General features: G+C 76.3%; 15 protein-coding genes. 4 read left to right on the forward strand and 11 right to left on the reverse strand.

Features of this window, described 5'->3' with window-relative positions:
• Positions 1–206 precede the first annotated feature (206 nt).
• The 4 genes from OP18_RS62065 to OP18_RS37030 form a co-directional block, all read right to left on the reverse strand.
• Positions 207–2423, reverse strand: a complete 2217-nt coding sequence (locus tag OP18_RS62065; RefSeq protein ID WP_081971427.1) for a carbohydrate-binding protein — start codon at positions 2421–2423, stop codon at positions 207–209.
• A 78-nt stretch (positions 2424–2501) separates the two neighbouring features.
• Positions 2502–3470 (reverse strand): hypothetical protein, encoded by a 969-nt coding sequence (locus OP18_RS62685; RefSeq protein ID WP_052387891.1) that lies wholly within the window; start codon positions 3468–3470, stop codon positions 2502–2504.
• On the reverse strand, positions 3467–4093 hold the full coding sequence (locus tag OP18_RS62690) for an RICIN domain-containing protein (RefSeq protein ID WP_052387892.1): 627 nt from the start codon (positions 4091–4093) through the stop codon (positions 3467–3469). The genes OP18_RS62685 and OP18_RS62690 overlap by 4 nt, the downstream gene beginning before the upstream one ends.
• A 419-nt stretch (positions 4094–4512) precedes the next feature.
• Positions 4513–5565 (reverse strand): LacI family DNA-binding transcriptional regulator, encoded by a 1053-nt coding sequence (locus OP18_RS37030; RefSeq protein WP_052387893.1) that lies wholly within the window; start codon positions 5563–5565, stop codon positions 4513–4515.
• A 140-nt stretch (positions 5566–5705) separates the two neighbouring features.
• Here OP18_RS37030 and OP18_RS53595 point away from each other — a divergent pair, with 140 nt between their 5' ends.
• Complete coding sequence (locus OP18_RS53595) at positions 5706–6668, forward strand: alpha/beta fold hydrolase (protein WP_052387894.1); 963 nt, start codon at positions 5706–5708, stop codon at positions 6666–6668.
• Here OP18_RS53595 and OP18_RS37040 read toward each other — a convergent pair.
• Together OP18_RS37040 and OP18_RS37045 are read right to left on the reverse strand one after the other, a co-directional pair.
• Positions 6589–8991, reverse strand: a complete 2403-nt coding sequence (locus OP18_RS37040; RefSeq protein ID WP_033363825.1) for an ABC transporter permease — start codon at positions 8989–8991, stop codon at positions 6589–6591. The genes OP18_RS53595 and OP18_RS37040 overlap by 80 nt on opposite strands.
• Positions 8988–9695 carry an ABC transporter ATP-binding protein gene (locus tag OP18_RS37045; RefSeq protein WP_052387895.1) on the reverse strand — a complete coding sequence of 236 codons (708 nt, stop codon included), beginning with the start codon at positions 9693–9695 and terminating at the stop codon, positions 8988–8990. The genes OP18_RS37040 and OP18_RS37045 overlap by 4 nt, the downstream gene beginning before the upstream one ends.
• A 181-nt stretch (positions 9696–9876) precedes the next feature.
• On the opposite strand from OP18_RS37045, the gene OP18_RS37050 reads away from it, so the two are divergent.
• Entirely contained in the window at positions 9877–11151 is a 1275-nt protein-coding gene (locus OP18_RS37050; protein ID WP_033363827.1) for a sensor histidine kinase, read from the forward strand.
• A 151-nt stretch (positions 11152–11302) separates the two neighbouring features.
• Positions 11303–11980 (forward strand): response regulator, encoded by a 678-nt coding sequence (locus OP18_RS37055; RefSeq protein WP_033363828.1) that lies wholly within the window; start codon positions 11303–11305, stop codon positions 11978–11980.
• On the opposite strand, the gene OP18_RS37060 is transcribed toward OP18_RS37055, so the two are convergent.
• From OP18_RS37060 to panD, 5 genes are all read right to left on the reverse strand, one after another.
• Entirely contained in the window at positions 11977–14085 is a 2109-nt protein-coding gene (locus OP18_RS37060; RefSeq protein WP_033363829.1) for a hypothetical protein, read from the reverse strand. The genes OP18_RS37055 and OP18_RS37060 overlap by 4 nt on opposite strands.
• Positions 14075–14491, reverse strand: coding sequence for a hypothetical protein (locus OP18_RS53600; protein ID WP_156090064.1), 417 nt, complete (start codon positions 14489–14491; stop codon positions 14075–14077). The genes OP18_RS37060 and OP18_RS53600 overlap by 11 nt, the downstream gene beginning before the upstream one ends.
• 89 nt (positions 14492–14580) lie before the next feature.
• The gene (locus tag OP18_RS62070; RefSeq protein WP_033363830.1) at positions 14581–19281 is read right to left on the reverse strand and encodes a HEAT repeat domain-containing protein; all 4701 of its coding nucleotides are present in this window, start codon (positions 19279–19281) and stop codon (positions 14581–14583) included.
• Positions 19282–19399: 118 nt separating this feature from the next.
• Complete coding sequence (locus tag OP18_RS37075) at positions 19400–20278, reverse strand: alpha/beta fold hydrolase (protein ID WP_033363831.1); 879 nt, start codon at positions 20276–20278, stop codon at positions 19400–19402.
• 128 nt (positions 20279–20406) lie between these two features.
• Positions 20407–20841, reverse strand: a complete 435-nt coding sequence (panD, locus tag OP18_RS37080; protein ID WP_033363832.1) for an aspartate 1-decarboxylase — start codon at positions 20839–20841, stop codon at positions 20407–20409.
• Between the two features lie 124 nt (positions 20842–20965).
• Here panD and OP18_RS37085 point away from each other — a divergent pair, with 124 nt between their 5' ends.
• On the forward strand, positions 20966–21985 hold the full coding sequence (locus OP18_RS37085; protein WP_052387897.1) for an ABC transporter substrate-binding protein: 1020 nt from the start codon (positions 20966–20968) through the stop codon (positions 21983–21985).
• Positions 21986–22025 lie beyond the last annotated feature (40 nt).

The raw sequence follows: 22025 nt of genomic DNA on the forward strand, positions 1-22025 counted from the left end.
TCCCGAAGGCCCCGGAGCAGGGACGCATCGACGGATGGCGTCACCCGATCAGGTGACGGGCGGGGTCCGGGCGGCGGCAAAGTTTACCGTCGCGTGTTCGGCTCGTAACGTGCCGCGGTGCCCGGGTCCACAGGTGGCCGACCGGGGTCCAGACGTGCCGGAGCGCCCCACCGGGTAGTCCCGGTGGGGCGCCGCCGCGCCGGCCGCTACGCGGTGAGCCGCAGGTAGTCGACGTTGAACCCGCCGGTCTCGCAGTACAGGGTCAGCCGCTGGTCGCCGGCGGCGACGGTGACGGGGACGTGCACCGACTGGTAGGCGCCCCAGCCGCCGGTGTCGGGGACGGTCGCGGTGGCCAGGACCTGACCGGCCGCGTCCCGCAGCGAGATGGCGCCGGTCGCGGGGGCGCCGGTGCCGTTGGCGACGCGCAGCTCCACGTCGTACGTGCCGGCCTCGGCGACGTCGAGGCGGTACGCGAGCCAGTTGCCGGCGGCGGTCCAGCCGACGTTGCGCCCGCCGCTGGCCGCCGGGTTGGTCTCGACGAAGTTCGGCCCGCCGTCGGTCCAGCCGTGCTGGGCGACGTACGCCTCGGCCTCGATCTTCTCCCCCACCGGCGCGCCGTGCGGCTGGACGGTGACGCGGACGGTGGCCCGGTCGCTGGCGCGGCCGTCGGTGACGGTGACGGCGAGGTCGATGGTGCCGGGCACCGTCGGGTGCAGCGTGACGACGCCGGTGGCCGCGTCCACGGTCACCCCGTCGGGCAGGTCCGTGGCGTAGAAGGCGAGGGCGTCGCGGTCGGCGTCGGTGGCCCGCAGCCGCACCTGTGCGGTGCTGTACTGGTCGACCACGACCGGGCCCGGGTCGGCGAGGACCGGGGCGTGGTTGCGGCCGCGGGGCACGTCGGCGTTCCAGCGGAACGTGGCGTACGCGTGGGCGGGCACCGTCGCGACGAACGACCTGCCGGCGAGCACGACCCGCACGGTGGCGTCGGCGGCGTTCGCGTTGCCGATCACCGCGACGTAGCCGTCGTGGCGGTCGCGGTACACGACGTTGCCGATGCCGCCGGCGGTACCGCTGGACTCGACCCGCACGTGGTCGGGGCCGAGGTACCGCGCGAACTGGCCGAGCTGGTAGAGCTCGTCGCGGACGGTGAACGTGCGGGTGGTCGTGTCGACCTTGACCAGCCGGTCGGGCCACTTGGTGGTGCGGGCGACCTCGTCCCAGTCGACGTTGTTGTCGCGGGCCGGGGTCCAGTGCAGGGTGCCGCCGTCCTGGTCGGTCGCCTGCGCCCAGAGGATGTAGGACGACGCGTCGAGGCGGAAGTCGGCCAGGACCGTGGCCGGGGACAGGTCGCTGGTCTCGGTGAGGTGCACCGGCTTGCCGGTCTGCTCGTACGCGTCGCGCATGACGGTGGGGTCGCCCCAGTACGGGTGGAACGCGATCGCGTCCGCCGCGCGGGCCGCCGCCGGGTCGTCCAGGACGCGGTAGTAGTTCTTGGTGGCGGTGCTGTTGGGGTCGCGCCAGTCCCAGAAGTTGAAGTCGTGGATGTACAGGTCGACGTCGAGGCGGGCCTCGCGCAGCTCGCGGTCGATGGCGACGGCGAGCCGCCGCTGCTGCTCGACGCTGATGTCCATGGCCGGGTAGACGACGTCCATGCCGGGCTCGTTGAGCAGCGTGAGCGCGTCGACGTGGATGCCGAGGCGGGCGTACGCCTGCACGTACTTGACGTAGTAGCGGGCGAACACGTCGATGCGGTCGTCGCGCAGCTTGCCGACCTGGTAGTACTCGCTGGTGCTGCCCGGCTTGAGGGCGACCTCGCCGAGGAAGCGGTTGTTGGTCTTCATCCACGCCGGTGCGCTCCACGCCGAGGCGAGGAACGTGGCCTTCGGGTTGTACTTCTGGATCAGCTTGATCGTGTCGACGATGTGCAGGTCGATGTCGCGCTGGATGGTGAAGTACCGCAGCTCGGGGTCCTCGGTGACGCCGGCGGGCAGGTCGTCGTAGGACCAGAACGGCAGGTGCTCGATGAGGTCGGGGCTGCCGATGGTGAGCCGGAACCGGTCGAGGCCGGCGCCGGTGCGCGGGTCGACGAGCAGCCGCACCGCGTCCTCCCGCTGCGGCGGGGTGAGCTTCCACAGGTTCGACACCGTGGTCTCGTCGATGGAGAAGCCGATGCCGGTGTACGACTGCCGCGTCCTGCTCGGGTCGACCACGACCGTGGCGTCGGCGTGCACGCCGGTGCCGTCGCCGACCCGTACGTCCGGCAGCGGCTGCCAGGCGTGGGCGGCGCCGGTCGAGTAGGTGCCGGTGACGAGCGCGCCGCGGCCGGGCCGGGCCGCGTTCGCCGGGCCGGCCGCGACGGTCGCCCCGGTCAGGGTGCCCGCGGTGACCAGGGCGACGGTCGCCGCGGAGATGGATCGCCTCACGGCGCCTCCTGAGGGGTCGCGGTGCGGCGCCGCCCCGTTCGGACGGCGCCGTACCTGTCGGATCGGGCGGTGCGTGCGTTACGGGCCGCTGACCAGGTAGGTGACCTGGTTGCCGCTGTTGACGGTCCCGCCGCTGTTGTTGATCACGCGGGAGATGGTGCCGGTGCCGCCCAGCGACACGGTGACCATGTTGTGGAACTTGACGTTGGTGGTGACGGGGACCTCGAAGGAGTGGCCGAGCACGACGCTGGGGTTGGTGGAGAAGTAGCAGTAGCTGGTGTTCCAGCCGACGGTGCCGCTGTTGCCGTGGTCGGCGCGCCAGATCCAGGCGTGGTCGCCGATGACGTCGTTGCTGTTGATGCGGAGGCTGACCGTCGCCTTGCCGGCGATGGCGCCGCCGATGCGGAAGAACACGTCGTGCAGCGAGGTCGGGTTCGCCGCGTGGCTCGCCGCCGACCCGGCCGGGCCGACCTCCATGAGCACCTGCGAGTTGGTGGTGCCGGCGTCGAACAGGATGCCGGCGACCTTGACCCCGTCCACGTCGGCGACCGTCATCGCGGTGAGGGCGGCGTTGATGCTGGCGGCGGTCGCGCCGGCCTTCACGATGTAGAACTGGCTGATCGGCAGGGAGCTGCCGGCGGTCGTGCCGGTGGACCAGCTGGTGCCGCTGCTGTTGCTGCGCAGCGACGGCACGAACACCTGGTAGGCGCCGGCGTTGTCGACGTACAGGAACGGCTTCTCCCGCACCACCGGGGTGCTGCCGACGGTGGTGTACGGCGGGTTCGGGAAGCTGTTGCCGGGGGCGCCCTGCACACCGACGAAGACCTGGTTCCAGTTGGAGCCCGACCACGAGCCGATCTGGCTGTTGCGGGTGATCCACTGCTGCTGCGTACCGGACTGGATCTGCCCGTCGATCTTACTGTCGGAGATCCAGCCACCGCTGGACCAGCCACCGTCGGACAGCGCGAGGTTGCCCCGCACATGCATCCGCCGGTACGGGGCGGCCTGGGACACCGCCCACCGGTCCAGGCCACCGGTCGGCGTCACCGACAGGTTCTCCGCCGACCGCCAGAAGTTCTGCCGAACACCGACACGTTCGGACCCAGGTCCGGATTGTTCGGGTTGTTCGGCACGCCGGTGGCGGTCGCGGTGGGGGTCGGGTTGGTGGTGCCGCCGCTGAACGTCCACTTCTGGTTCGCGGTGCCGGCGCACGACCACAGCTGCAGCTTCGCGCCGTCGGCGAGGTTGTTGTCCTTGATGTCCAGGCACTTGCCGGCCGCGGTGTTGACCAGGTCGCCGGCCGCGTTCAGCTGCCACTTCTGGCTGGCGACGGTGCTGTAGCAGGTCCACATGTGCACGACGGCGCCGTCCGCGGTGGAGCCGTTGGCGACGTCGAGACACTTGCCGAGGCCCCGCACGGAGCCGTCGTCGGCGAACGTCCAGGTCTGGTTGGCGCTGCCGGTGTAGCAGGTCCACATCTGCGGCTGGTTGCCGTCCGCGGTGGAGCCGTCGGTCACGTCGAGGCACTTGCCGTTGGCGGCGCTGGTGATGCGGCCGGTCGTGGCGGCGGAGGCGGTGGTCATGGCGATCGCGCCGATCGTGCCGACGGCGGCGACGGTGGCGCCGACCGCCAGCAGGGCGGTGCGCCACCTGCGGTGCGTTCGTTGCATGCGGGAATCCTGTTCTGGGGCATGACCGGGTGCCCGGCGACTGAGCGGGTCGCCGGGTCGGGGGCGGGGGTACGTGCGCCGGGATCCATCGGCGCTTGTAACGATGGGTGTAACAGGAAGGAAACACGTCAACGCATCGACGTGTCAACACGAGGCAGCAACTTTTTTCGCGACACAATGAAAGTGGCACTGAAACACGCAGCATCGCGGGGGCGGCAGGGGTGAGCCCGCCGCCGCGGCGGTGGTCAGGACCAGCATGCCGGCGGCGGTGGTGAGCGCCCGAGTATGCCGCGGCGCCGGGGGCCACGGCCGGCGGTCAGGGCGGGCAGCATGGGCGGCCGCGAGGGCGAGGCCGAACGGCTGGGCGCTCTGCGGGCCGTCATCGCCAGCGCGCCGGCGACCGGCGTCTGCGCGAGGGCTCAGGCCGCCGGGCCGGTGGAGCCGCGCACGACGAGGTCCGTGGCGAGCTCCACGTGCAGCGCGTCGAGCTCGTGCCCGGCGAGCATGCGGCCGAGGAGGCTCACGGCCATCCGGCCCATCTCGCCGAGCGGCTGGCGCACGGTGGTCAGCGCCGGGTGGGTGGCCCGGGCCACGTCGATGTCGTCGAAGCCGGCGACCGACAGGTCGTGCGGGACGCGCAGGCCGCGGTCGGCGGCGGCGTGCAGGGCGCCGACGGCCATCTTGTCGTTGAACGCGACCAGCGCCGTCGGGCGGTCGCGGCGGTCGAGCAGCTCGGCGGCGACCCGGTAGCCCTCCTCCACGGTCGGGTCGGTCACGGAGCGGACCAGGTCGGGGGTGGGCAGCACGCCGACGCCGACGAGCGGGGCCAGGTAGCCGGCGAGGCGGTCGGTGCTGGCCATCCACTCCGGCGGGCCGCCGAGCACGCCGATGCGCCGGTGGCCGAGCTCGGTCAGGTGGGTGACCAGCCGGCGGGCGCCGGCGAAGTTGGCGGCGGAGACCGCGGCGATGTCGCGCGGCGGTGACGTGCGCGGGTCCACCACGACGAACGGGAAGCCCTGGTCGCGCAGCCGCTCCAGGTCCGCCTCGGGCTCCGAGGGCAGGATGAGCAGGGCCCCGGCGACCTGGGGCCAGCCGGTGAGGGTCTTGAGCACCTCGGTGCGCTTCCACGACGACTCGCCGGCGTCGACGATCGCGTGCATGCCGTGCACGTCGAGGGCCTCGGCGATCGCGGAGACGATCAGCCCGAAGTAGTCCGTCAGCACGTACGGGCACCGCACGTAGACGCCGTTGTCCGCCTTCTTCGCGCCGGAGCCGCGCCGGCGCGGTGCCTGCCGGCCCAGCCCGCCCATCGCCTCGAGGACCCGGTCACGGGTGTCGGGGGCGACGTTGGAACGGCCGTTGAGCACGCGCGACACCGTCGCGATCGACAGACCGGTCTGCTGTGCCACGTCCCGGATCGTGACGCGCTGCGGTGCCGCGGTGCGCTGCGTTGTTTCACGGACTTGTTCCATCACCGTCGAGCATAGTCGGCCGGCTGATACGTCGGTGTGGCGACAGCGCGAGCACGTCGTTGTACGCAGTGCGCCGGCGCGTCCGGCGGTGCCATACGAGGGTCAACCGTCCTCGATGCCCGCCCGCAAGGAGCGCCCCGATGCGGCTGCCGGTGATCAGATGGCCGGCGAAGGACCAGACCCGGCGCATCGGGTCGCTGTTCGTCAACCCCGGCGGGCCCGGCGGGTCCGGGGTGGCGTTCCTGCGCGGGGCGCCGCCCGGGGCGCTGGACGCGTTCGCCCGCTTCGACGTGGTCAGCTGGGACCCGCGCGGGATCGGCGGCAGCGTCCCCGCCGTGGACTGCACCACGCCCGAGGAGGACGACGCGGCGGTCAGCACCACGTTCACGCCGCTGGTCGAGGCCGACGTGCCGGCGGCGGTGCGCGACGCCCGCCGGGCCGTGCGGGCCTGCGCCGAGCGCAACCCCGGCGTCCTGCCGTACCTGGCGACGGCGAACACCGCGCGGGACCTCGACCTGCTGCGCCGGGCCGTCGGCGACGAGCGGCTGACGTACCTCGGCATGTCCTACGGCGCGCACATCGGCGCCACGTACGCGAGCCTGTTCCCCGGCCGGGCCCGGGCGATGATGCTGGACTTCCCCGTCGACCCGGACGCGTGGGCGAACCGGCCGTTCGAGTTCCGGCGGGAGCAGAACGCGTCGTTCGAGGACTCCCTGGACCGGTTCTTCGCCGCCGGCGGGTTCACCGAGGACGGCTTCGACGACCTGGTCGCGGCGATGAACCGGGCGCCGCTGCCCGCGCCCGGCGCCACCCACCCCGACCCGGTCCGCGGCGACGACGCGCTGCGGGTGGCGACCCTGGCCATGTGCTCCCGCGCCGACTGGACCGGGCTCGTGTACGCAACGTGCCCCCGCCGCGGCCGTCGCGGGCGGCACGGCGCGGTGGGCGGTGCCACTGGAGCGCTGAACGGGCCGCGGGGCCGGACCGGTCGACGTTCCCCGGTCCGGCCCCGCGGCGCCGCCGTCATTCGGTGCGCAGGGCGGTGGCGGTGCGGATGCGGGCCGCCCAGCCCGCCGGCAGCAGCGCGCCGCAGCCGGCTATGACGAGCCCGCCGAGGACCAGCGGCAGCACCGTCAGCGGGTCGAACACCGCGATGTACCCGGGCGGGATCCCGGTGCCCGCGGCCCGGCCCATCGCCGGCAGCACCGCGTGGTGCAGCAGCACCCCGGCCGGCACCCCGATCACCCCGGCGAGCAGGCCGGTGCCGGCGACGGACGTGAGGACCATGGCGACGGTCTGCCGCGGCGACATGCCGAGAGCCTTGAACACGCCGAGGTCGTGGACGCGTTCGCGGGTGTCGAGCACGACCGTGTTGAGCACGCCCATCCCGGCGACGACCACGAGCATGACGGTGAGCGTGCCGGCGAGGGTGTCCATCGCCACGACGGTGCTGCTGATCTCGCCGACGTTGACCTGCGCGCCGGCGCCCAACGGCTGCAGGACGGTGTTCAAGGCGTCCACGTACGCCTTGGCGCCGACGCCCGCGTCGAGGTCGACGTGCAGCTCGAACCCGCGCGGCTCGACGGCGTCGCCGAGGCCCGCGAGGGTGTCCGCGTCGGTGACGACGACCCGGCCGTCCTGGCTGAGGTCCAGGGACTCCCCGACGATGCGCGCCTTCACGGAGCGCCCGGCGTCGGACAGGGTGACCGCGTCGCCGAGGCGCAGGCCGGTCGCGCGCAGGAACGCCGTCGGCACGACCACCTGCCCCGGACCGTCGAACCAGCGCCCGGAGATGATCTCGTAGCTGCCCCAGGAGGCGTCGCCGTCGAAGGCGATGACGCTGGTCGCGCCGGCCAGGCCCGAGACGCTGAGCTCCACCTCGGCGGTGCTGAACATGCGGCGGGTCCCCGGCTGCGCCTCGACCGCGGCGGTCACCTTCTCGGCGGCCGCGTCCCGCTCGGCCTGCGTCTGCGGTCCGGCCGCCCCCTGCCCCGGCGCGCCCGGCCCCGGCGCGCCCTGGCCGGGCGGCGGGCCCACCCGGGTCTGCACGATGACCGCGCCCGCGTCCCGCCGGTTCAGCCCCTGCTGGATGTCGGCGAGGGAGGTGGCGAGGCCGACGCCGAACGTGACGCCGAGCGCGCCCAGGGCGACCGCGGCGACGATCGTCGCCGACCGCGACGGGCTGGTGAACGGGTTGGCCAGGCCCAGGCTGACCGGCCGGGGCAGCGGCAGGCGGCCCAGCAGCCGCCGGGCCGTGCGGCCGCGCCCGGTGACCGGGGTCCGGCCCACCGACAGCGCGCCGACGGTGTGCAGCCGGCCGGCCCGCAGCGCCGGGACGAACGCGGTGGCGGCGACCGCGACCAGCGCGACGACCGGCACCACGACGCTCACCCACGGCTCGATCGTCATCGTGGCGGTGCCGAACGCCTCGCTCTCGTCCCGCAGCACCGGCACCGCGGCGAGGTTGCCCAGCACGACACCGAGGACGGTGCCGACCCCGGCGGGGATCAGCGCCTGGCCGACGTAGGCCCGGGTGACCTGCGCCGGGGTGAACCCGACCGCCTTCAGGATGCCGATGCGCCGGGTGGCGGCGCCGACGGACCCGCTGACCACGACGCCGATGATGAGCACCGACATGCACAGGCCCAGCACGCCGAACGCGACCACGAACGGCACGAACGTCGCCGCGGTGCGCTCCGCCGTGTGCTTCACCGTGAGGTACGAGGTGGCGCCGGTCATCGCGTCGGCCGGCACGGCACCGGCGATCGCGGTGCGGTGCGCGGTCAGCTGCGCCTCGGTGGCGGCGTCGGTGAAGCGGTACAGCATCTGGTAACCGCCGGCCTTGTCGGCGACCATCGCGGCGAGCTGCTGCGGGGTCGTCCACGCCTCGGCGGTGCCGCTGACGGACCGGGCCAGCCCGACGACGGTCAGCGTCGGCCGGCCGGGCGCGTCGGCGAACGTGACCCGGTCCCCGACGGCGAACGGTGCCCGCCCCGCCGCCCACACGATCTCCCCGGTCGCGGTCGCCCACCGTCCGGCGGTCAGGTCGAGCCGGTCGACGGGGCCGGCGGCGTCGGGCCGGCCGACCAGCGCCGCCGGTGGCAGCGTGACCCCCTCGGGGATCTCCCGGCCGGAGGACGCCGTCGTCGGGCGCAGCGACACGGTCCGGAACGGGCCCGCGGACGCGGCCGACCCCGCGGCGGTGGCGGCCACGGCGTCCCGGGTGACGAGCGCCGCGTCGAACGCGGCGGTCAGGTGGGCGCCCTGCTGCTTGGCGAACCCCTTGTCGAACGGGGCCCGCGACGCGACCAGCAGCCCCGCCGCGAGGACCGACGCGGTGACGGCGAGCAGCGTCGTCAGCGCCATCACGACCGACTGCACGCGGCGCCGACCGCCGGCGCGCACGATCCGGCCGACGCCGCTCACCGGGCACCACCGGCGGGCGCGCCGGCGTGCCGCACGTCGCGGCTGAGGCGGCCGTCGACGAGCTCGACGGTGCGGGTCGCGCACTCCTGCGCGAGGGTGGTGTCGTGGGTGACCAGGACGACCGTCTGCCCGTCACGGTGCAGGGCGGTCAGCAGGTCACGGACCTCCCGGCCGGAGGCGGTGTCCAGCGCGCCGGTCGGCTCGTCGGCCAGCAGCAGCGACGGCCGGTTCATCAGCGCCCGGGCGACCGCGACCCGCTGCCGCTCCCCGCCGGACAGCCGGCCGGGGAACGCCCGCGCGTGCCGCTGCACGCCGAGCCGCTCCAGCAGTTCGCCGGCGCGGGCGGCGGCCTCGCCGCGGGGCACCCCGGCGAGCTGGGCGGGCAGCAGCACGTTGTCGTGCACGGTCAGGTCGTCGACGAGGTTGAAGAACTGGAAGACCATGCCGATGCGGGCGCGGCGGTACTTCGCCGACGCGGCCTCGCCCAGCCCGTCGACCCGGACCCCGTCGACGGTGACGCTGCCGGACGTCGGCCGGTCCAGCCCGGCGATGAGGTTGAGCAGGGTCGACTTGCCGCTGCCGGACGCGCCCAGCACGGCGACGGCCTCGCCGGCGTCGATGCGCAGGGTCAGGCCGGCGAGGGCCGGCGGTCCGTCGTCGTAGCGTTTGCTCACGTCGCTGATCTGGATGAGTGGCGCGGTCACGGGTACCTCCACGGCTGCGGTGACTTTCACGCACCGACCGTAGGAACGGGACGGGGCCGCGCACGTCGCCCGCAGTGACGCAATCCGGTCCCGGCGTCATCACAACGGACTACGCCGCGCGGCGCCCGCATGGTCACCGAAGCCGATGCCGCGCGGCGGGACCGGTTGGCAGACTGGTGCGATGGACACGGGCGACCTCAGGCGGCGGCTGCGGGCGATCACCGCCGAGCTGTGGCGCGTCACGGGACCGCCGCCGAAGCTGAGCCGGTGGGCGTGGGCCGCCGACGCCGTCCTCGCCCTCGTGCTCACCATCGCCTCCGTCGACGCCGCCATAAACCGGGGCGACGAGCAGGCGCCGGTGGAGGTGTCGCCGGCCGACCGGTTCCCGGCGCCCCCGGAGCTGCCCGGCCTGCGGCCGCCGGCGCCCTGGGAGCGCAGCGAGGTCACCGGCTGGCCCCTGGCGCTGGTGGCGTTGACCGCGCTGCCGCTGCTGACCCGCCGCCGGTACCCGCTGGCGTCGCTGTGGGTCATCGTGGCCGCCACGCAGGCGCTGCAGCGGGAGCTGCCCACGCTCGACCTGACCCCGGCGCTGGTGTGCTTCGCGATCGCCGCCTACAGCGCCGCCCTGTACAGCCGCCGCCGGGTCCTCGCGATCGGCAGCGTCGTCGTGGGCGCGGCGCTGGTGGTCTCCGTCGACAGCGAGAACGCGCCGGCGCCCGGGTACGCGATGTTCCTGCTGCTGTGCGCGGTCAGCCTCATCGCCAACGCGATCCACACCTGGAAGCAGCGGGCCCTCGCCCTGCAGCGGGAGCAGGAGGCGGTGGCCGGCCTCGCCGTGCAGCGGGAACGGGCCCGGCTCGCCGGGGAGCTGCACGACGTGGTCAGCCACAACGTGAGCATGATGGTGGTGCAGGCCGGCGCAGCCCGTACGGTGCTCGACACGGCGCCGGAGCTGGCCCGGGAGGCGCTGCTCGCGGTCGAGTCCAGCGGCCGGGCCGCGATGGTCGAGCTGCGCCACGTCATGGGGCTGCTGACGATGGACGGCGACGGGCCCGGCCTCGCCCCCACGCCGGGCCTCGACCAGCTCGAGGTCCTCGCCGACGGGGTCCGCCGGGCCGGGGTGCCGGTCGGGCTCGTCCAGACCGGCACGCGGGTGCCGCTGCCGGCCGGGGTGGAGCTGGCCGCGTACCGGGTCGTGCAGGAGGCGCTCACCAACACCGTCAAGCACGCGGTCGGCGCGTCGGTCACCGTCACCGTCGAGCACGCGCCGGACGCGCTGCGCGTCGAGGTGACCGACACCGGCGGCACCGGCGCCGCGCGGGCCGACCACGGCAGCGGCCGGGGCCTCGCCGGGCTGCGGGAACGACTCGACGTGCACGGCGGTAGCCTGGCCGCGGGCCCGACCGGCACCGGCGGCTTCCGGGTCCGCGCCGTGATACCGACCGGGAACTCATGAGCGGCCCGCAGCGCAGCGGAGGTGGCGGCATGAGCGGCCCGCAGCGCAGCGGAGGTGGCGGCATGAGCGGGCCGCAGCGCAGCGAGGAGCCGCGAATCATGGGCTCAGAGTGCAGCTCAGGCCGACGCCGGAGCGCAGCGGAGGTGGCGGCATGAGCGGGTCTTTGCGGGTGGTGGTCGCCGATGACCAGGCGCTGGTGCGCACCGGTTTCCGGATGATCCTGACCGCGGCCGGCATCGAGGTCGTCGCCGAGGCCGTCGACGGCGCGGAGGCGGTCGACGCGGTGCGCCGCACGGGGCCCGACGTGGTGCTGATGGACGTGCGGATGCCGCGGATGGACGGCCTGGAGGCGACCCGCCGCATCCTGGGCGGCCCCGGCGGCCCGGGCGGGGCGCCGCGGGTCATCATTCTCACCACGTTCGACCTGGACCAGTACGTGTACGCGGCGCTGTCGGCGGGCGCGAGCGGGTTCCTGCTCAAGGACGTCAGCCCCGAGCAGCTGGTCGCGGCGGTGCGGCTGGTGCGGGCCGGCGACGCCCTGCTGGCGCCGACGATCACGCGGCGGCTCATCGAGCGGTACGCCAACCGCGACGGCCGCACGGCGAGCCTGCACCGGGACCTGTCCGGGCTGACGCCCCGCGAGGTCGAGGTGCTGCGGCTGCTCGCGCGCGGGCTGAGCAACGCCGAGCTCGCCGCCGAGCTGCAGCTCAGCGACGCCACGGTGAAGACCCACATCGCCCGCATCCTGTCGAAGCTGCAGCTGCGCGACCGGGCGCAGGCGATCGTCGCGGCGTACGAGACCGGCCTGGTCACGCCCGGGGCGCGTTAACGGGCGGCCGGCACCTCGGCGCGGAACGCGGCGGCGTCCAGGTCGTAGCGTTCCAGGAAGTCCGCGACCGCCTCGACCACGACCCGTTCGACGATCTTCACGTACTTGGCCGCCTCCAGCGCGGGCAGCGCGGCGCCGGGGTCGCCGACCAGCTCCCGCACGCCGAGCCGGGCGCTGTGGTCGTGCCAGCCGCCCCGCCGCCGGCGTCGCGCCGCCGCCCGCGCCCGGTGCGCCGCCGTGCGGGCCAGCCGCCACGGCGCGCCCGTCAGGTGTGTCAGCAGCTCCACCGGTACGGCCACCGCCGGCGGCTCGGCGCACGACGTACCGATCGGTGGCAGGACGTGCGCGGACAGCTCGACGTACAGGACGGACGCCTCGATCGCCGTGTGCACGAACACCGACACGTGCCCGTCGCCGTCGTCCGACGGCAGGACGGGCCGGCCCTCGGCGGTGGTGACGGCGCGGGCCCGGGGCACGATCACCACCCGGTCGTAGTGGCGCAGCCCTTCCTGGGGGCCGCGCACGACGGCGTCGAGGGCCTCCCGGGACGCCAGCGGCAGTGGGGTGCCGCCGTCCAGCAGCGGGTCGCCGGCGCCGCGGATGCCGTCCGCGGCGAGGTACGGGGTGACGCTCAGCCCCGGCAGCCCCGCGTGGCCGGCACCGTCGCCGAGGCCCTGCAACGCCTGGCCGACGTGCCGGCGCAGCAGCACCGGGTCGAGCGTCGCGGGGCCGCGCGGCCGGTAGCCGCCGGCGTCGTCGGTCCGTAGCGCGACCGCGACGGACCAGCCGCGCATCCGCGGCCCGGCGCCGACGAACGGGTCGGCGCGGCTGAACACCACGTTGCCGCGCTGGGCGGCGGCGACGGTCGCGACCCGGGCGGCCGTGGCCGCCCGGCGCGGCACGGGGTGGGTGGCGGCGGTGAGGGCGGCGCCGGTCCACCACAGGTGCCCGAGGTGCGCGGCGACCGTGCCGGCCACGAGGACCGCGACCCCGGCCCACATCCGGGGGCCGGGCGCGGCGGTGAGCCAGCCGGCGCCGGGCGCGACGCCGAGCCAGCCGCCGGGCGGCACCGCGGCGGACCCGCCACCGCCGGGCGGCGGGCCGGCGAACCCACCGCCGGCCGGCGCGACCGCGGCGAGCACGGTCAGCGCCGCACCAACCGCGGCGACCAGCGCGAACACGAGCGCGGCGGCGAACAGCGCCCGGCCGGCCGGGGGCGCCGCCCGCACCACCCGGGCCCGGCACAAGGCGACCGCCGCGCCGGCCAGCAGCACGGCGGCGGCGGTGCGGGGCGCGAGGACCAGCGCGGCGACCAGCACGGCGGTGAGGGACACGTCGCGGGCGGTGACGAGGAGCCTGGCCCGCAGCGCGTGGCACAGCACCGGCTCCAGGTCGAAGCCGACGGACGGCACGACGGCGCGGCGCGGGTCGTCGGTGAGCTCCGCGACGACCCGCGCGGCGAGGCCGGGGTCGAGGTGGACGGCCGTGCGCAGCCGCCGGGTCGTGGTCGACGGCAGGCGCCGGGCCGGGGCCGCGTCGGGCATGGAGAACAGCGGCGGCGGCCACGGCTCCCGCGTCGCCTGCCGCGGCGGGTCCGCGCGCCCGGCGGTGCGGGCCGGGCGGACCTCGCCGGGCTCCGGCGGCTGACCGGCCGGGGCGGGTGGCGCCACGGCCGTGCGGCGCAGTCGCGCGACGAGCGCGGTCAGAGCCTTCCGGCGCAGTCCGCCGTCCCGCGCGGGCGCGGCGGTGCCGCCGACGGCAGGGCTGGTCAGGGGTCCGCCGTCCCGCGCGGACGCCGCGGTGGTGCCGCCGACGGCAAGGGTGGTCAGAGGTCCGCCGTCCCGCGCGGACGCCGTGGTGGTGCCGCCGACGGCAGGGGTGGTCAGGGATCCGCCGTCCCGCGCGGGCGCGATGGTGCCGCCGACGGCGGGGGTGGTCAGGGCCTTCCGCCGGGGTCCGGCGTCCCGGGTGGACGCGGTCGTGGTGCCGCCGAAGGCCGGGGTGTCGCGGCTGAGGGCGGCGAGCAGCGGGACCCGGGTCACCGCGTCACCGCCGGTGCGGGCGAGGGCGGCGGCGACCCGCGCGGCGAGGCGGTCAACCGGCACGGTAGTCGTCGCCGGTCTTCTTGCGGGCGGCGGGCAGCTTCACCCGCAGCCGCGCCGGCCGGGCCCTGACGGGCAGCGGCGGCACGGCGACGGGCGGTGCGGCGGGACCGGCCTCGGCGGCGGGCCGGGCGAGCCGGACGAGGTGCGTCAGCAGCAGCGGCGCCGCGACCCCGGCGGCGGCCGCCCCGCCCGCGGTGGTGACCTGTCCCGACGCGGCGAGGGCGGCGGCGGTGCCCGCGCCGGCGAGGCAGCGCAGCGCGACCGAGATGGCGTACGGCGCCGCGCCCGCCTCCCCTGCCCCGCGCCACGGTGGCCTGCCCGACCGGCGCAGGGCCCCGAGCAGGTCGAGGGATTCGAGCGCGAGCGCCGCGAACAGACCCCACATGGCGGCACCCGCTGCGCTCATCGGACCACCATAGGGACGGCCCGGTCCGCCGCCCGGAAGATCGACGGTCCTTCACCCGGTCGGGTGTCCCCCTCGGGTGTCGCCGTTCGTCAGCCGGCGGCGGCGATGCCGTCCAGGACGGTGGTGTACACGCCCCTGCGGTCGGGGCGGGCGCGGCCGGCGGCCTTGGTGAGGGCGGGTACGGCGGCCGGGCCGAAGCGGGTGAGTCCCGCCTCGGCGGTGCGCCGTACGGTGGGATCGGGGTGCAGCAGGAGCCCGACCACGGCCCCGATCGCCGGGGTCCACGCGGCGCCGCTGACGGCCCGGACCGCGGCGCGGACGATGTCCGGTTGCGGGTCGGCGAGCAGGATCTCGCTGTGCCGCAGGTACGCGGGCCGGTCCAGCACCTGCCGCGACACCCGGTGGGCGTGCAGGCGCACCTTGGCGTCGGGGTGGCGCAGCAGGGACGCCAGCAGCTCGGCCAGCTCGGCGTCCGTGCCGCTCTCGCCCGGGCCGGGGCCGGTCCCGGTGCCGCTCGTCTCGGCGAGGGTGGTCAGGGCGGCCCGGATCTGCGCGGTGTCGCCGTTGCCGGCGCGGTCGAAGAGGTCCCGGCGGGTCGGCGGGGCGGCGGCGCGGGGCGGCGCGGGGCGGCGCAGCAGGGCGGCCGGCAGGAGCGGGTCGACGGGCTCCGGGGTGAGCAGCGGCGCGACGGGTTCGCCGAGGACGGCGGCGCGGATCGGGTCCGGCAACCGGCGCAGGACGCCGTCGGCCGCGCTCCGGGCGGCCGGGGTGCCGTGCTCGCGCAGCCGCCGCAGCGCTGGCAGGAGCGGCGCGAGCTCCGCCGGGGCGAGGTGGCCGGCGAGCCGTGCCGCCCGCACCAGGACCGCGTCGCCGGTGCCGTCCCCCGCGGTGAGGTCGCCGGGGGTGAGCGTGCGGGCCAGGGTGGCGCTCGCCGGTACGTCGGGGTCGCCGCGCAGGTGCGCGTCGAGCAGCCGCCGCCTGATGTCCGGTTCGGGCCAGTGCAGCAGGGTCGCGGCGGCGCGGCGGCGCTGGGTGGTGCCCGGGGCCGGGGAGTCGAGCATGGCGAGGAGGCGGTCACGCTGGGTGGCCGAGCGGGGCTGGTCCAGGTCCCCGTCGTGCGGCGACCTGACCGGCGGGCCCGGCCGGTGCGCCTCCTCCGAGATCGTCCACAGTGGAGCATCCACGGGCTGCAGGGCGGCCATCCTCGCCAGCAGCGCCGGCCGGTCGCCGGGAGCGGCCGCGGGCCACGCGTCGATCAGCGCCGCGAGCCGCCTCCGCGACCCGTCGACCAGCCGCGCGCCGGAGCCGCCGACCGGCCGCTCGCCGGATCCGTCGGCCGGCCGCGCGCCGGATCCGTCGGCCGGCCGCTCGCCGGACCAGTCTGCCGGGCCGCGCCGCGACCCGTCGGCGGGCACGTCGTCGGGGACCCCGAACGCTTCCCGCAGCACCCGCACCTCCCCCTGCCACGGGTCGGCGCCGAGCGCGGCGTCGGCCAGGGCCCGCTCGACGTCGGCGACGGTGAGCACCGCACCGCAGCGGCGCAGCACCGCCAGGACGCCGCGGCGCCCCGCGGGGGCGGCCGGTGCCCGGCGCAGCCCGCACACCACGTCGAACGCGGCGGCCGGGGTGAGGTGCCCGGCCAGGTCCTCGAGGACGGCGAGCAGCGCGTCGCGGTCCGCGCCCGCCAGCTCCCCGGCGCCGGCCACCAGGACGTGCCGCCAGGTGGTGCCCGAGGCCCGTTCCGCGGCGGTCCACGGCGGCGGGCAGCAGCGCAGGACGAGGCGCAGCACGGCGGGGCGGATCGCGGGGGCCGTCGCGGCGAGGCGCAGCCAGTCCGGCAGCAGCCGCCGCAGCGCGGGCAGCAGCGGCGCGGGCAGGTCCGCGGGGTCGTGGCCGGTGGCGACGCGGCGGGCGGCGCGTTCGTGCCAGCCGTCGCGGGTCAGCGCGACCAGGTCGGGGTGTGGCTCGGCGGCCGGGCACACCGCCGGCGGGGTCACGCCGTGGGCGGCCATCAGGCCGGCGAGGTCGGCGGGGGTGCCGTGGGTGAGGCGTACCGTCGCGGCGGCCACCAACCGCAGCAGCGCGGGGGCGGCCGGGGAGCCCTGCTCCGTCAGCGCCGCGACCGCGTGGGCCGGCAGCGCCCGGTCGAGGGACTCCAGCAGCAGGTCCCGGGTGCGGCCCGGCTCGGCCTGCTCGGCGGCGGCGAGGACGGTCGCCTCGGTGGCCGCGCCGAGGACGGCCCGCAGCGCGGCGGTGAGCGCCGCCCGCAGGCCCGGGTTGTCGTGCCGGCCCAGCCAGTCGAGCAGCCGCGGCACGGTCGCCGGGGTGCCGGCGGTGCGCAGCGCGTCGGCGGCGGCCTTCTTCACGTTCATGTTCGGGTGGTCGAGGCAGGCGGCGACCGCGTGCGCCGCCCAGCGGGCGCCGACCTCGCCGAGCGCGATGAGCGCGTGCCGGGCCGTCTGCACGTCGGCGGCGCCGGTGAGCACGGCCAGCGTCGCGGACAGGGCCTCGGCGCCGCCGCCGTCGCCGGCCAGCAGCGCGATGACGTGTTTGCGCACGTGCGGGTCGCGGTGGCGGAGCAGGCGGTGCACGCGGGCGCGGGTGCCGGCGTACGGTGCCCGCCGCAGCACCTCGAGCAGCACCGCCAGCTCGGTCGGCGACGGCCCGGGCCGCTCGATCAGGTCCAGCGCGACACCGGCCACGAGGGCGTCGCCGGCGGCCTGCTCCGATGCGGCGTCCAGGATGCAGACCGGGCGGATGCGGCGTCGGCGGTACAGCCTGCGCCCCAGCTCGTGCACCGCGTCGACGGCCGGCTGCGGCACGACGGGCATCGTGGTGGTGGCGGGCCGGTCCGCGGCGGCGAGGTCGGCGAGGTCGGCCGGGAGCCGGTGCCGCTGCCCGGGTGGGTTGCCGCGGGTGTCCCAGGCGGCCGCCAGCTCGGCGACGACGCGGCCGAGGAGGTCGGTGACGGCGGGCAGGGTGCCGGTGTCCGCGTGCCGGGCGAGACCGACGAGGGCGTCGACCGGCCGGCCGGGGTCGGCCCGGGCGCGCAGCACGGCGAGCTCCGCCTCGGCGGGGTGGCCGAGGTCGGCGGCGATCGTGTCGCTGAGCGCCGCCGGGTCGAGCCGCCGCAGCAGCGCGTGCCGGTCGCCCGGGTCACCGGTCAGCCGCCAGCACAGCTCCAGGGCCTGGCGCCGCCACGGTCGCAGGTGCTCCGGCACCTCCCCGTCGAGCGCTCCGAGCAGCTGCGCCACGGTCCGCGCACCACCCACCGCCTCCAGCGCGTCCAGCGCGGCGGCGGGCGCCGTGGGCAGGGCGGCGAGGACGGCGTCCTCGGCGGGGGCGTACCGCAGCGCCCGGATCGCGGCGAGCACCGGCCCCGGGTCGGCGGCCCCCGGCAGCAGCGCGGTCACGTCGGCGCCGAGGTCGAGGTCCGGCGCCCCCTGCCGGGCGAGCGCGACGAGCAGCGCCAGCCGCCGCGGCCATCCCGGGTCGGCGGGCCCGGCGTCCAGGAGCGCGTCGCGGAGGCGGTGCCGGCTGGTGTACAGCAGCATCGCCACGTCCTCGGCGCCGATCGTATGGTCGGCGAGCGCGATCCCGGCGACGGCCGCCGCGTCCCCGGCGCCGACGAACAGCCCCCTGTGGTGCATGCCGGCGAGGCACTCGACGGCGGGCGCCCCGAGCAGCAGCGGGTCGCCCCCGGCGAGACGGACCACGGCGGGGATGTCGCCCCGGTCGAGCAGCCCACCGAGCGCCCGGAGCGCGGCCTGCCGCACCCGGGGCGGCCTGCCCGGGTCGGCGGCGACGGCGAGCAACGGCTCACGCAACCCGTGCCGGGCCGCGGCGGCCGTGGCGGCAGCGGCCACGTCGGGCGCGGTGTCCGGCACGGTTTCGGGCCGGGTGTCAGACGCGGTGTCAGACGCGGTGTCAGGCACGGTGTCGGGCCCGGTGTCGGGCCCGGTGTCGGGCCCGGTGTCGGGCCCGGTGTCGGGCCCGGTGTCGGGCCCGGTGTCGGGCGCGGTGGCCGGGAGGCGCGTCGTGGCGGCGGTGGGGGCGGCGGCGGTCGGGTCAGCTTCGGCGGGGGCGGTGGTGGGGCCAGGAGCGAGCAGGGTGTGCAGGCGGGGCGGGGCGACCGGGTCGACGGCCGCCCACGGCTCGGCGAGCTCGGTGAGGGCGCCCGCGACGACGGAGGCGGCGGGGCTGTCCAGCAGGCGGGTCAGGACGCGGCGGGCGGGTGCCGGGGCGAGGACCGCGGCGTGCAGCGCCTCCCGGCACAGGCGCAGGGCGGCGGCGTGCAGGACCGGGTCGTCGCCGGCGGCGAGGTCCTCGACGAGCCGGCGCGGGTCGGGCGCGTCGGTGGCCCGCAGCCCCGCCACGGCCTGGTACAGCGGCTCGCCGGGCGGCTCGGCGGCGGCTCGGCCCGGCAGGTGCAGCAGCTCGGCCCGCAGCCAGGCGACCCGCACGACGGCCGGCGGCGGGCGGTCCCGCCACCGTGGCCAGGCGGCGGGCAGGAGCCGGCCGTGGCGCTGGAACAGCTCGGCGGTGGCCAGGGCCACCTCGGGGGTGTCGTCGAGGTGCTCCGGCAGGAGTCGCGCGACGTCGTCGGGGTCGTCGCGCAGCCGGTCGCCGAGCCAGCGGACCGCGAGCAGCCGCAGCCGCGGGTCGGCGTGGCGGGCGAGCCGGGACAGCAGGGTGGGCGGGCAGGCGGTGCCGTCGACGGCGGTGGCGAGCCAGTCGGCGTCTCCCCGCTCCACGGCGGCGGCGATGGACGACTCCGACGGCTGGGTCACGGACCGATCCTAGGCAGCGCCGCAACCGCTGCCCCGGCTCGCGCCGCCCGGACGGCGACGCGAAGCAGCGGGCCGCCCGCGGAAGACGACCGCCAGGCCGAGCGGGGAAGAACGGCGGTCAGGCGGCGCGGCGGGCGACCCCGGTGAGCGCGCCGAGCTCGCCGACGAACTCCGGCCACAGCGGCCGGGGCAGGTCGTGGCCCATGCCCGGGTACACGACCAGGCGGGCGCCGGGCACGGCGGCGGCGGTGGCGCGGCCGCCCGAGACGCGCACGAGCGGGTCGGCGTCGCCGTGCAGCACGAGGGTCGGCACGCGGACCCCGGCGAGGCCCGGCCGGCGGTCGCCGGAGGCGCGGATCGCGGCGAGCTGGCGGCGGGCGCCGGCGGGGTCGTGGCCGCGGTCGTACGCGCGGCGGCCCACGTCCCGCAGCCACTGCTCCTCCACGGGGTAGCGGGGCGAGCCGATGGCGCGGAACACCCGGACCATGCGCTCGCCCGCGGCGTCCCGGGACGCGGCGGGCGGGATGCCGAGCGCCGCGAGCGCGCCGGGGCGGGGGCGGCCGATGCGCGGTGACGGGGTGGACATGATGGACGTGAGGGTGCGGACCCGGCCGGGGTGCCGGATGGCGAGGGTCTGGCTGATCATGCCGCCGAGGGAGGCGCCGGCCACGTGGGCGGTGGGCCAGCCGACCGCGTCGAGGACGGCGGCGGCGTCGTCGGCCATGTCGGTGAGGCGGTACGGCGCGACGGCCGCCGGTCGGGTCAGCAGCGGCAGCAGCCCGGGGTTGCCGGTGAAGTGGGTGGACTGCCCGGCGTCGCGGTTGTCGAAGCGCACGACGCTGAAGCCGCGGTCGACGAGCATCGCGCAGAACTCGTCGGGCCACGACAGCAGCTGCATGCCGAGGCCCATGACGAGCAGCAGCGGCTCGCCGCCGGCGGGGCCGAGCCGCTCGTAGGCGATGGTGACGTCATGGTGCCGCGCCAGTCCGGTGACCATCGGGCCAGCATCCGTCATGAGACGCGATCTCTGGAAGGGCCGCCGCGGCGGGTCACGCGATCCGGTCGACCGGGTGGGGGTGCGGCCGCCCGGGCATCACGGCGACGCCCGGGCCGCCGCTCATTACCTCAGCGGCCCGCCGTCAGCACGGCCGGCCCGCGGCCGGAACGCTGGCCGGAGTCGCCGGGCACCGGGGCGGCCGGGTCGCTGCCCAGCTCGACGATGCGGTTGGCCCGGTCGACGTGCACGACCCGGGGGCGGTGCCGGGCGAGCTCGGTGGCGTCGACCAGCTCGAACGACATGATGATGACCAGGTCGCCGGGCGAGACGAGGCGGGCCGCGGCGCCGTTGACGCCGATGATCCCGCTGTCGCGGGGGCCCTCGATGACGTACGTGGTGAGGCGTGCACCGGTGTCGATGTCGACGACCTGCACCTGCTCCCCCTCGACGAGACCGGCGGCCTCCAGCAGCGTGCCGTCGATCGTGATCGATCCGACGTAGTGCAGGTCGGCCTGGGTCACCGTCGCGCGGTGGATCTTGCCGCCGAGCAGGGTGCGCAGCATGCGTCGTCCTCTCCGAAAGGGGGAAGCGCCAATTAAGTTAGGCAATGCTAACCTACATTTCTGCCGCACGGCGCTGAAGGGCCCGGCCGGCTGTGACGACCCGAATCCCTCCAAGGAGCCCTTGATGATCCGCGCCCCCCGATCCGGGAACTGGCTGCGCCGAACGGCGCTCGCCGCCGCGGCGGTGCTCGCCGCGACCGCCCTCACCGCCTGCGGCGGCGACGACCAGGAGACCGCCGCCCCGGCGAGCGGATCCGCCGCGCCCGCCGCGTTCCCGGTGAGCATCGAGCACAAGTTCGGCACCACGAAGATCGAGGCCGAGCCGAAGCGGGTCCTCACCGTCGGCTGGAACGACCAGGACTTCGTCCTCGCCCTCGGCGTCACGCCGGTCAGCACCCGCGAGTGGTTCACCGAGTACCCGAACTACCCGTGGGTCAGGTCGGCGCTCGGCGGCAAGCCGCTGCCGACCTTCTCCGCCGAGATCAACTTCGAGGCGATCCTCAAGGAGAAGCCGGACCTGATCCTGGCCATCTACGAGACGATCAACCAGGAGACGTACGACCGGCTCAGCCAGATCGCCCCGACGGTCGTGCAGTCCAAGGACTACGCCGACGAGCAGACCCCGTGGGACGTGCAGACCCTCACCACCGGCAAGGCGCTGGGAAAGCACGCCGAGGCGAAGGCGCTCGTCGACAAGGTGAACGCGAAGCTCGCCGAGGTCCGCAAGGCGCACCCCGAGTTCGCCGGCAAGGTGCTCGTGGAGGACTTCGGCCCGGAGAACGGCCAGCACTGGCTGATCGCCGCCAAGGACCCGCGCCGCGCGCTGTTCGACGCCCTCGGCTTCGCCGCCCAGGCGGAGCAGGACGAGATCAGCGAGGAGCGGCTGGACCTGCTCGACAAGGACGTGCTGTTCGTCAACGGCGCCACGAAGGCCACGATGACCGCCTCGCCGGTGTTCGCCAAGCTCAAGGTCGTCACGTCCGACCGCACCCTGTACACCACGTTCGAGACCCCGCTGTCGGGCGCGCTGTCCTACAGCGGCCCCAACGCGCTGCTGTTCGCGCTGGACCTGCTGGTGCCCGCGCTCGCCGCCGCCGTCGACAACGACCCGGCCACCAAGGTCCCGGACCTCGCGGCCGGGTAACCGCACGAGCACACCGAGGGGGCGGCGCCGGGACCGGCGC

Origin of the sequence: Dactylosporangium aurantiacum, from assembly GCF_000716715.1 — a bacterium.
Classification (GTDB): domain Bacteria; phylum Actinomycetota; class Actinomycetes; order Mycobacteriales; family Micromonosporaceae; genus Dactylosporangium; species Dactylosporangium aurantiacum.

Excerpts from the sequence above, each read along its gene's own strand:
- OP18_RS37030 (WP_052387893.1), bottom strand. The coding sequence starts at position 5,565 with ATGGAACAAGTCCGTGAAACAACGCAGCGCACCGCGGCACCGCAGCGC.
- OP18_RS37055 (WP_033363828.1), top strand. The coding sequence starts at position 11,303 with ATGAGCGGGTCTTTGCGGGTGGTGGTCGCCGATGACCAGGCGCTGGTG.
- OP18_RS53595 (WP_052387894.1), top strand. The coding sequence starts at position 5,706 with ATGCGGCTGCCGGTGATCAGATGGCCGGCGAAGGACCAGACCCGGCGC.
- OP18_RS37075 (WP_033363831.1), bottom strand. The coding sequence starts at position 20,278 with ATGGTCACCGGACTGGCGCGGCACCATGACGTCACCATCGCCTACGAG.
- panD (WP_033363832.1), bottom strand. The coding sequence starts at position 20,841 with ATGCTGCGCACCCTGCTCGGCGGCAAGATCCACCGCGCGACGGTGACC.
- OP18_RS37050 (WP_033363827.1), top strand. The coding sequence starts at position 9,877 with ATGGACACGGGCGACCTCAGGCGGCGGCTGCGGGCGATCACCGCCGAG.
- OP18_RS37085 (WP_052387897.1), top strand. The coding sequence starts at position 20,966 with ATGATCCGCGCCCCCCGATCCGGGAACTGGCTGCGCCGAACGGCGCTC.
- OP18_RS53600 (WP_156090064.1), bottom strand. The coding sequence starts at position 14,491 with ATGAGCGCAGCGGGTGCCGCCATGTGGGGTCTGTTCGCGGCGCTCGCG.
- OP18_RS62690 (WP_052387892.1), bottom strand. The coding sequence starts at position 4,093 with ATGCAACGAACGCACCGCAGGTGGCGCACCGCCCTGCTGGCGGTCGGC.